This window comes from Apibacter muscae (genome assembly GCF_007845635.1).
Classification (GTDB): domain Bacteria; phylum Bacteroidota; class Bacteroidia; order Flavobacteriales; family Weeksellaceae; genus Apibacter; species Apibacter muscae.
Genome location: NZ_SELG01000039.1, coordinates 1 through 8040 on the forward strand (window position 1 = coordinate 1; position 8040 = coordinate 8040).

The 8040-nt window shown below is 30.1% G+C and carries 15 protein-coding genes; all 15 read right to left on the minus strand.

Features of this window, described 5'->3' with window-relative positions:
- Positions 1-405 precede the first annotated feature (405 nt).
- Positions 406-714 (minus strand): immunity protein Tsi6 family protein, encoded by a 309-nt coding sequence (locus ETU08_RS09065; protein ID WP_146262709.1) that lies wholly within the window; start codon positions 712-714, stop codon positions 406-408.
- Between the two features lie 63 nt (positions 715-777).
- Positions 778-1095, minus strand: coding sequence for a polymorphic toxin type 46 domain-containing protein (locus ETU08_RS09070; protein WP_311388701.1), 318 nt, complete (start codon positions 1093-1095; stop codon positions 778-780).
- 97 nt (positions 1096-1192) lie between these two features.
- Positions 1193-1735: an HD domain-containing protein gene (locus tag ETU08_RS09075; protein ID WP_146262711.1), complete on the minus strand. Its 543-nt coding sequence runs from the start codon at positions 1733-1735 to the stop codon at positions 1193-1195.
- The gene (locus ETU08_RS09080; RefSeq protein ID WP_146262712.1) at positions 1735-1983 is read right to left on the minus strand and encodes a hypothetical protein; all 249 of its coding nucleotides are present in this window, start codon (positions 1981-1983) and stop codon (positions 1735-1737) included. Before ETU08_RS09080 ends, ETU08_RS09075 begins: the two co-directional genes overlap by 1 nt.
- Positions 1984-1989: 6 nt before the next feature.
- Positions 1990-2616: a hypothetical protein gene (locus ETU08_RS09085; RefSeq protein ID WP_146262713.1), complete on the minus strand. Its 627-nt coding sequence runs from the start codon at positions 2614-2616 to the stop codon at positions 1990-1992.
- Between the two features lie 56 nt (positions 2617-2672).
- Positions 2673-2987, minus strand: coding sequence for a hypothetical protein (locus ETU08_RS09090; protein WP_146262714.1), 315 nt, complete (start codon positions 2985-2987; stop codon positions 2673-2675).
- Entirely contained in the window at positions 2950-3309 is a 360-nt protein-coding gene (locus tag ETU08_RS12115; RefSeq protein ID WP_146262722.1) for an EndoU domain-containing protein, read from the minus strand. Before ETU08_RS12115 ends, ETU08_RS09090 begins: the two co-directional genes overlap by 38 nt.
- Before the next feature lie 30 nt (positions 3310-3339).
- The gene (locus tag ETU08_RS09100; protein WP_146262715.1) at positions 3340-3678 is read right to left on the minus strand and encodes a hypothetical protein; all 339 of its coding nucleotides are present in this window, start codon (positions 3676-3678) and stop codon (positions 3340-3342) included.
- An 18-nt stretch (positions 3679-3696) separates the two neighbouring features.
- The gene (locus tag ETU08_RS09105; protein WP_146262716.1) at positions 3697-3942 is read right to left on the minus strand and encodes a hypothetical protein; all 246 of its coding nucleotides are present in this window, start codon (positions 3940-3942) and stop codon (positions 3697-3699) included.
- A 107-nt stretch (positions 3943-4049) separates the two neighbouring features.
- On the minus strand, positions 4050-4355 hold the full coding sequence (locus ETU08_RS09110) for a hypothetical protein (protein ID WP_146262717.1): 306 nt from the start codon (positions 4353-4355) through the stop codon (positions 4050-4052).
- Positions 4356-4473: 118 nt separating this feature from the next.
- Positions 4474-4725 (minus strand): hypothetical protein, encoded by a 252-nt coding sequence (locus ETU08_RS09115; RefSeq protein ID WP_146262718.1) that lies wholly within the window; start codon positions 4723-4725, stop codon positions 4474-4476.
- A gap of 50 nt (positions 4726-4775) precedes the next feature.
- Complete coding sequence (locus tag ETU08_RS09120; protein WP_146262719.1) at positions 4776-5006, minus strand: hypothetical protein; 231 nt, start codon at positions 5004-5006, stop codon at positions 4776-4778.
- Between the two features lie 4 nt (positions 5007-5010).
- Positions 5011-6426 carry a hypothetical protein gene (locus ETU08_RS11970; RefSeq protein ID WP_221410550.1) on the minus strand — a complete coding sequence of 472 codons (1416 nt, stop codon included), beginning with the start codon at positions 6424-6426 and terminating at the stop codon, positions 5011-5013.
- A 3-nt stretch (positions 6427-6429) separates the two neighbouring features.
- The gene (locus ETU08_RS09130; protein ID WP_146262720.1) at positions 6430-7398 is read right to left on the minus strand and encodes a hypothetical protein; all 969 of its coding nucleotides are present in this window, start codon (positions 7396-7398) and stop codon (positions 6430-6432) included.
- A gap of 27 nt (positions 7399-7425) precedes the next feature.
- Positions 7426-8040, minus strand: a 615-nt coding sequence (locus tag ETU08_RS09135; protein WP_221410551.1) for a phage baseplate assembly protein V, incomplete at its 5' end; no start/stop codon positions are given.

The following is an 8040-nucleotide window of genomic DNA, read 5'->3' on the forward strand; positions in this document are numbered from 1 at the left end:
ATAGTAAAATAAAGAAATACATTAACTCTCTGACTGTTAATCAGAGGGTCGCTGGTTCGAGCCCAGCAGGAGGAGCTTTAATATCAGAAGGTTATAACTAATATCAGTTATAACCTTTTTTTATGAAATCAATTTCACGCACTTATATTAAGTAAAGTTTTATCTACTCCTATATGCATACTAATTAAAATGTATGGCTAATACTTAATTCTTAAATATTAGAAAAAACTCCTTCCAGAAACAATTTATATAAACCAGGCTGTGTTTCTCCAAAACCGTATGTTTTGTTATGTGTAGATTTTTTACATTTTTAATTTGATTATACTTTCTGTTTTTAAGTAAAAAAGCAAAAAAATTAATCTTTGCTTTAAAATTCACCATAAATATATATTATTAAAAATTCATTTATTTATCAGGCATTTGATGATAATCAAACAATCCTCCAAATATATCTTGTAGCTCTCTACCATATAAATCTTCATCACAATCAAAATTTTTCACAGCTATGGCACCCAGATTATATCTTTTATATATTTCATTATCTGTAAATTTTTTATTTGATTTTAATGAACTTATTATATCTATAAGTTGATCTAATATTATTTTATATATAGTTATTTCTGGATATTTATAAAATAATTTTTCTGTTTCCTTTTTCACTTTTAGAATAAGTAAATTATACTCTTTTTTAGTATTGACTTCTTTGTAATTCATTTTATTTGACTCTTAGGTATATATTTAACTTCCTCCTCCTTTGGTTGGAATAGACTTATCTTTTTAAGACCATGTATCATTTATAGGAGCTGAAGTACTTTTTAACCCTTCTACCTCTTGTTTTATAATTATTTTTTCTTGGTTAACTGTTTTTATCTCATCTGTATAATTTCTACCTTCTCTGACATTATACTTATCTGAAATACCCAACTCGTTTGGAGTATGATTAAGGTTAGCCGTATAATAATCTCCTCTATAAGAAATGCCTTCACTATTGACCTTAGTATAATGATATAGTTCTGTTCCTTTACTTATTTCTATCATTTCTACAGGTTTAGAGAAATCTATTCCTGAAATATGAGATTTAATTTGACGTTCTATTAATTCAGGATAATGTTTTTTATATTTTTATGCTATATGTATTGTTTTATTTTAAGATAAATTCATAATTCAATTTAAAAAATATATAAACTTTTTTTCATTTAATTAAATAGATATTATTGGTGAAAATTTTTTCTAAATATTCAAATAATATCTTACCTAAATTTGTGCTAATATTAGGTTTAATATAATTTTCTAAATCTTTTTGTTCTGTATAATATTTTTTTATTTTCTCTATGTTGCCATGAATTAAACTAAATTCAACATTAGCTATTCTATCTGCTAACTTTACTATTATTGCTTCCTGATTATAAATTATTTTTTTATATACTTCTTCTTTCTTTTCTTTTCTTGTATTTCCTTTTCCATCTGTTAAAGAATAAACTATTTCGGCAATATTAATATTAAATCTAATATTAAGCTGCTCTTTAGATGTATTAGTATCTTCTAAGATGTCATGCAACCAAGCAACAGCTAATAATGTATAATCTTCTTCGGAATAAAAACCAACAGCGTTTGTTATTAATACTTCAACTACGTGACCTAGATGAATATCGTAGGGATAAGCACCATATTTTTGTTCTTTATGGGCTAGTATAGAAAACTGTCTGGCCTCCTGAACTAATTGATAATAATTCATTACATATTTTCATTTAATATTCTTTGTACTTCTTCTGAAGATAAATAATCATCTTCATCTATCCATCCTGTCATATAATCATTCAAGAAAGAAGTAATTTTTAAATGATTTGTTGTCCACTTTTTTTTATCTAAAACTTGTATATTTTGAATTTGCTCATGGAATTTAATTCCATTTTTAGGTATCCTAAATAATGTATCCTCACCATTAATATTTTTCTTATAGTATATATAATTATAATCTATCATATGCTTTTATTTTATACTAGAAACCCCTTGTGGATTAGGTATCTTAGATGAATTTTCAATCATTATATTTTTTAATTCTATTTGTCTAGCTACTTCTGTGCTAGGTAATCTTGCTTCCTCATATAAAATATGATTAATATTTTGCTTCACATTAAAACTTTCAGGTGTATGAAATTGAAGTTCAAAAACTTGTCCATTTGGTGTCTCAAAATTAGTATTTATACCTTTATAAATAGCTCCATCTTTAAAAGTGTTTTTTATGGCTACTTCTTTATATCCATTCTGTTTTAAGGCATCTAACATTGTTTTTGTTCTAGAAGTTAATTTTGAGTTTTCAAATATGGTTGTATAGCGAAGGACATCTTTCATTTCAGCATTAAGTCCATCAGTTTGTAGTTTTCTAGTTAAAGACTCAATAGATTTCAATCTAAAATCAAGTCCTTCCATTTTTCCTTCATTTTCTTCTGCCAGCTTTATAAGCAAATCTGTAAGTTCAGCTTCAGCTATTTTAGCTTGATCTATAAGTTCCTCTGCTTTTATTTGTTCTGCACTCTTTTCAAAAGCACCATCTCCCTTTTTTTGAGCCTTTAGTTTATCCCTAAATTCTATGGCTTTATGAACAGCAGAGCGCATATTATTTTTAACCCCTTCTACGGAATTTGCTAAATCAGCCTTGGTAGCATCTATTATTATTCATCCATTGCGTCTTTTGCCCATTGGATACTTTCATCTATTAAATGAATATTTGGATACTTTTTCTTTATTTCTTCTAAGCACAATATAAATTTGTAGCTTTGAAATTCAGCTGAAAGATCTTCAAACATAGGAGTTAGCCAATCAATATCTTTTTCAGATAGCGTAGTTAAAATATGTATAGCTTCAGATTCATTATTTTTCAATAATTCAAGTATTTTATCAAAATATTTATTAAAAGCGTAGTCATCTTCTATATGAAGACTTGCTATCTTATTTAGTATATTTTCTATTTCTATTTTTTTTGTCATTTAAATTATCTTTATTGGGTAAAATAGGGGGTGAATTAGGTAATGGAGGGGGTTGTATATTCCCATCAGGGAATATGGTAGCCACTTTTCCATTAGTTTTTATTACTCCAACACGTACTCCTTTATAAGTACCATAAACGGGTTGTCCATCAGGAATTGAACCAAAATTAGGGGTATTATTAATAACATGATTTCCTGCTGCTTCAATATCCGAAGGAGTCCACCCTTCCGGAAACCAACTTTGTGCTGTTCCATTCCTTTTAATTTTGTTCTCATGACCTTTACCATTACCTCTTCTTACGCCATTAGAAAATTCATCTATTTTTTAATAAATTCTGTTTATTGGATAATATCAGGATAATCCAAATATTTTATTTAATAAATCAATCCTATGTTCATTAAATTCAGTATTGGAAAATGATATATTTTTCAAATTTTCTTGTAAATAATTTTCTCCCTCTTCAGTTATTTTTATTTTTTTATAAAAGGAAGGATCTTTATCATAGATTCCTTCGTGAGATATCAGTTTTTCTTGTTCTAATTCATCTAATAATCTTGTTGCAGAAGCAATACTCCCAATATGCATAAATATTTTATTAAATTGATAGCTAGATTCAATTGTTTTTAAACTAGCCATTCTTAAAATAATTAATTTTGATATTTTATCCATATACTGATAATTGTATTCCATATAAATATATTTAATTTTTTAAAATCCTGATTCTTTTAAATCTGCTATTTCTGCCTCTTTTGTATAAAAGGGATGTTCTCCATTAGTTTTTCTCTCCATTTCTGCTGTAATTCCATATTCTTTACAAGTTTGTGCATGAGCCTCACCATAACTCATGCCTTTATCCATAAGCTCATATTCTCTTAACTCATGAGTTAAATAGGCTTTATCCTGATTGGTAGCCTCTAACTCACCTCTTTCAATGGCTCTTAAACGTTCGATCATTACTTTATTTAAAGCCCAAGGTTCTCCTGTTTCTTTATTAGAAATTTCGGGTTTACTTACATGTTTTTCGAGGGTATTAATATTTTCGGATGTAAAAGATGCTTCTTCTATTGATCTTGTATTTGCTTTATATGTTCAAGACCTCCCCTATATCCATCTTCAGCTATGGTATCAAAAGGGCTTTTTCCGCCTGTTGATTTTTCAAAAGCACCATCTCCCTTTTTTTGAGCCCTTAGTTTATCCCTAAATTCTATGGATTTATGAACAGCAGAGCGCATATTATTTTTAACCCTTTCTACGGAATTTGCTAAATTAGTCTTGGTAGCATCTTGTATGTCATCTTGTATATAAGGTATATTCGGATATTTTTCTCCTATACTTTCTATACAATTAATAAAAGATGTACTTTGCAAAGTTCCTGCTATTTGATCAAAATTAGGAACAATCTAACTTATTTCTTCTTTAGAAAACAAGGGTAAATATTTTATTACTTTATCTTTATTTTTTAAAAAAATAGTTACTTTTCATTGGTTAACTATTTAAATTTTCCCCTTCATTTATTAAACATTCAATACCTTCTTTAGTTATTATTACACTTGAATTCTCTTTTACCCATTTAAGATAAGATTTATCAATTAAAGAGTTTATAATTGGTAATAATTCTTTATTATAAATAATTTCAGAATATTTAATCATTACTCTCATATCTATACTTCTTAAATTTACTGCTGAACTGCAACTAATTTGATTAATAATTTTTAATGTTTCAATATTTTTTTCCATAATTTTATTTAAGGGCATCAGGGTGATATAATGGTGAATTATTTACTTAATTATATTTTATCTTCATCCATTAAGTATTCAATTCCTTTCTCTGTTATTGATAAAGACAATGAATCAGTCCATACAATTAAATTATCTTTAACATAATTATCTAATTCAACTTTAAGTATTCCTCCAAATACGCCATATTTAGTCATAATTCTATCAATGATAGGAACTCCTACAGGTCTTCCTTCATTATGGTTTTTAATAATCTTTATTATTTTATATTTTACATTCATACTCTTATTCATTTAATGCTTCAGGGTGATATAATGGTTGTTCTATTTCATTTATTTTATAATCTTCTAAAGTAGCTGTATGAGCATCATTCCATTGTTCAAAACTTCCTTTCTCTCCTTTTTCAACTCCCATATTATCATATCTTTGAGATTCTCTAATTTCATGTGTATAATATCTTTTATCATATTCAGTTATTTCTAATTCTCCTCTTTCTATAGCTTCTAATCGTTCTATCATTTTTTGATTTGCATGGTCTTCACCAAATCTAGATGTATGTTCTTTTACTGTTTCTATACCTTCTTTAGTTATTGTTGTATTTTTATAGTCTAAATCCAAAATTTTCCCACCACATTTATCCTTAAAAAATTCTCTCCCACTATATTCCCCCATTGTATCCCCAAATTGACTATTAATTCCTCTTCCCCCTAAATATTTTTCAAAAGCGCCATCTCCCTTTTTTTGAGATTTTAATTTATCCCTAAATTCTATGGCTTTATTAACAGCAGAGCGCATATTATTTTTAACCCCTTCTACGGAATTTGCTAAATCAGCCTTGGTAGCATCTGCTACTTTTTCCATTCCTAAAGAATTTCTCTGCCCGGTTTTTCCTCCTGCAGGAATTCCTCCCATGCTTAAAAGCAAGGCAATACTTTGAGGATCTCTTTCGGTTACTGCATGATAAGCCGCTGTTTCTGCAAAGAAAAAACTTTGTGCAGAAGCTTTGGCTACTTCATTGGCATTAAAACCTTCCGTATCGGACATATAGTAAGCATTGGCTCCACCCCAAACTCCAAAAACACCTCTTCCTAACATTCCGTATTTAGAAATAGTCTTTAGATAATTAACTCCGAAATTACGGAAAAAAGTCATGGGTTTGGTTAGTAAAGTTCCGCCTCCCCTAAAGGCATATACATACATAAAAGCTTCCAATCCGGTCATTAATACATTTCCACCAAAAATGCAAATAGCTTCAAATTCACTAGTTACATTGGGTTTATAAACAATATTATAACCAAAGGCTCTACAATTTAAATGCTGAGGTTTATGGTTAGATACGGCTTTATGCTCCCCAAAAACAACGTCGTCTTTTATTACTAACCAAACTCTAACGATAGCTGCCTTATCTCCGCATATTTTCCCGGCTAATAGAGCGCCTCCGGCAGCTCCGGCTATGGCTGCCAACAATACCCAACCCGCCGGGCAGGACATAAGCAAAGCGATGGCAGCTGCAATAATAGCTACCAATAAAGCTACCCATCTGCAGGAAAAATCTATCCCTTTGCACTTTAAGCTGTATTCGGTAAGGTAATATTTGTTATTTTCAAGGAGAACATTTTCTTGGCTGGTCTTTAAGGATGCCGGTTTTAAGCCTCCTTCGCACATAAAATAATGGCTTTCATTAAAAATTTCATTTGCCATTGTTTAAGATATTTGGGTTATAGTAAATTTCATTTTATGGAAAACCAAAGAGGGATGTGCGATTTCTTCCCAATAAACATGAGCTTTCCGTATAAATCCACTTTCAGAATCTATCTGATAATCTGCCTGCAATTGATAAGACGGTTGAAAACTTATCTCATTCATAAAGGGCATTTTTCCATAGGCTTTATCTAACCAGCCTGTAGATGGCTTAAAACTTCCGGAAATACTTAAATTTAAAACTTCCGAAAAAAATTCAATTGGTGTATAACCTTGAATATCCCAAGCTATTTTTCCGCTGCGATATGCATTTTCTTTTACCAATGTATCAGAAAAATTAAGCTTTTTCCCATAACCGGCTAATTTGAAAAATAAAAATAAAAATTCTTGTTCATTAAGTAATTGCTTCCATATATCCGGTGATTTCATCGTTTGGTCATTCAAAGAAAAAAATTCCTCAATATTGGTTCCTTCATTAAAATAAGGCACCAATTCTTTTTTTATTCTTAGCCATTTTTCTTGTAAAGCTGATAAATTTTTTATTTCCAGTATTTCTCCTTCATGGGAAACTCTTGCAGTAAATTCATCGTATAATTTTTCCAGTTGACGAGTTACCATAAACATTTCTTTAAAGGTAGGATTAGAAGTTTCTACCATTTCTTTATCGTAGCTTACCAAATCTATAAGTACAGAATTTTCATAAATTTCTTTTAGCTGTAGTATATATTTATTTTCTACAACTGTTTTTACGTTCATGCTATTGACTTGCATTTCTCCTTCTAATCGCACTTGGTATTTTTGAATTCCCTTCTTTCTAAATCCAAATCTTTTTAATGCCTTGGCTTTTATTTCATCTTTTTCTTTTTTTTCTTCTCTTTGTTTTTGTTTGAATTCTTCTTGTAGCTGACGGGTTAATTTCTTAAAATCAGAAGGTTTCTCATCATCCTCTAAAAAAAAAATTAAATTTTTCACTCATAGTCATTGATTTTAAAAAGAGGATTAATTAATTTTTATTTTTCCACCTTGCCACTGTCCCGGGCCTTTAACTTCAATCTTTTCACCATTAATATTTATTTCCGAAGCAGAAAGAGATATTTTATCCGGAGTTAATTCTATCATAGAATTTCCTGTTATAATGGTAACATTAGCATCTCCTTTTATGGTTATATTTCCACTCTGATCCATGGTTACATTTGAAGGCCCTGCATCATTATCCTTTCCACCTACATTAATTATATGAGTAACAGCTGCATTAGTTACTGCATTCCCGGCTCCATCAAACTTCATACTGGCTCCTCCGTTATCGGTGAGTAAAGCGCTTCCTTCTTTATCATTAAACTGTATCTTGTTTCCGCTTGGGGTTTGTAAACCTTTAATATAATTCCCAGCCCCTCCGTGTCCGGATTTTCCCTTGCCGTTGAACATGGCGCCTAGGCTTACGGGTTTTTCTGCGTTCCCGTTTTCAAAAGCGACAATTACTTCTTCGCCTATCTCGGGTACTACATGCATTCCTTTTCCGCTACCGGCGTATGGGGTAATGGAGCGGATCCAGGGGCTTTGTCCTCCATAGGCTTTCTGCCATGGGAATTGTACTCGTATGCGGCTCATGCCTTG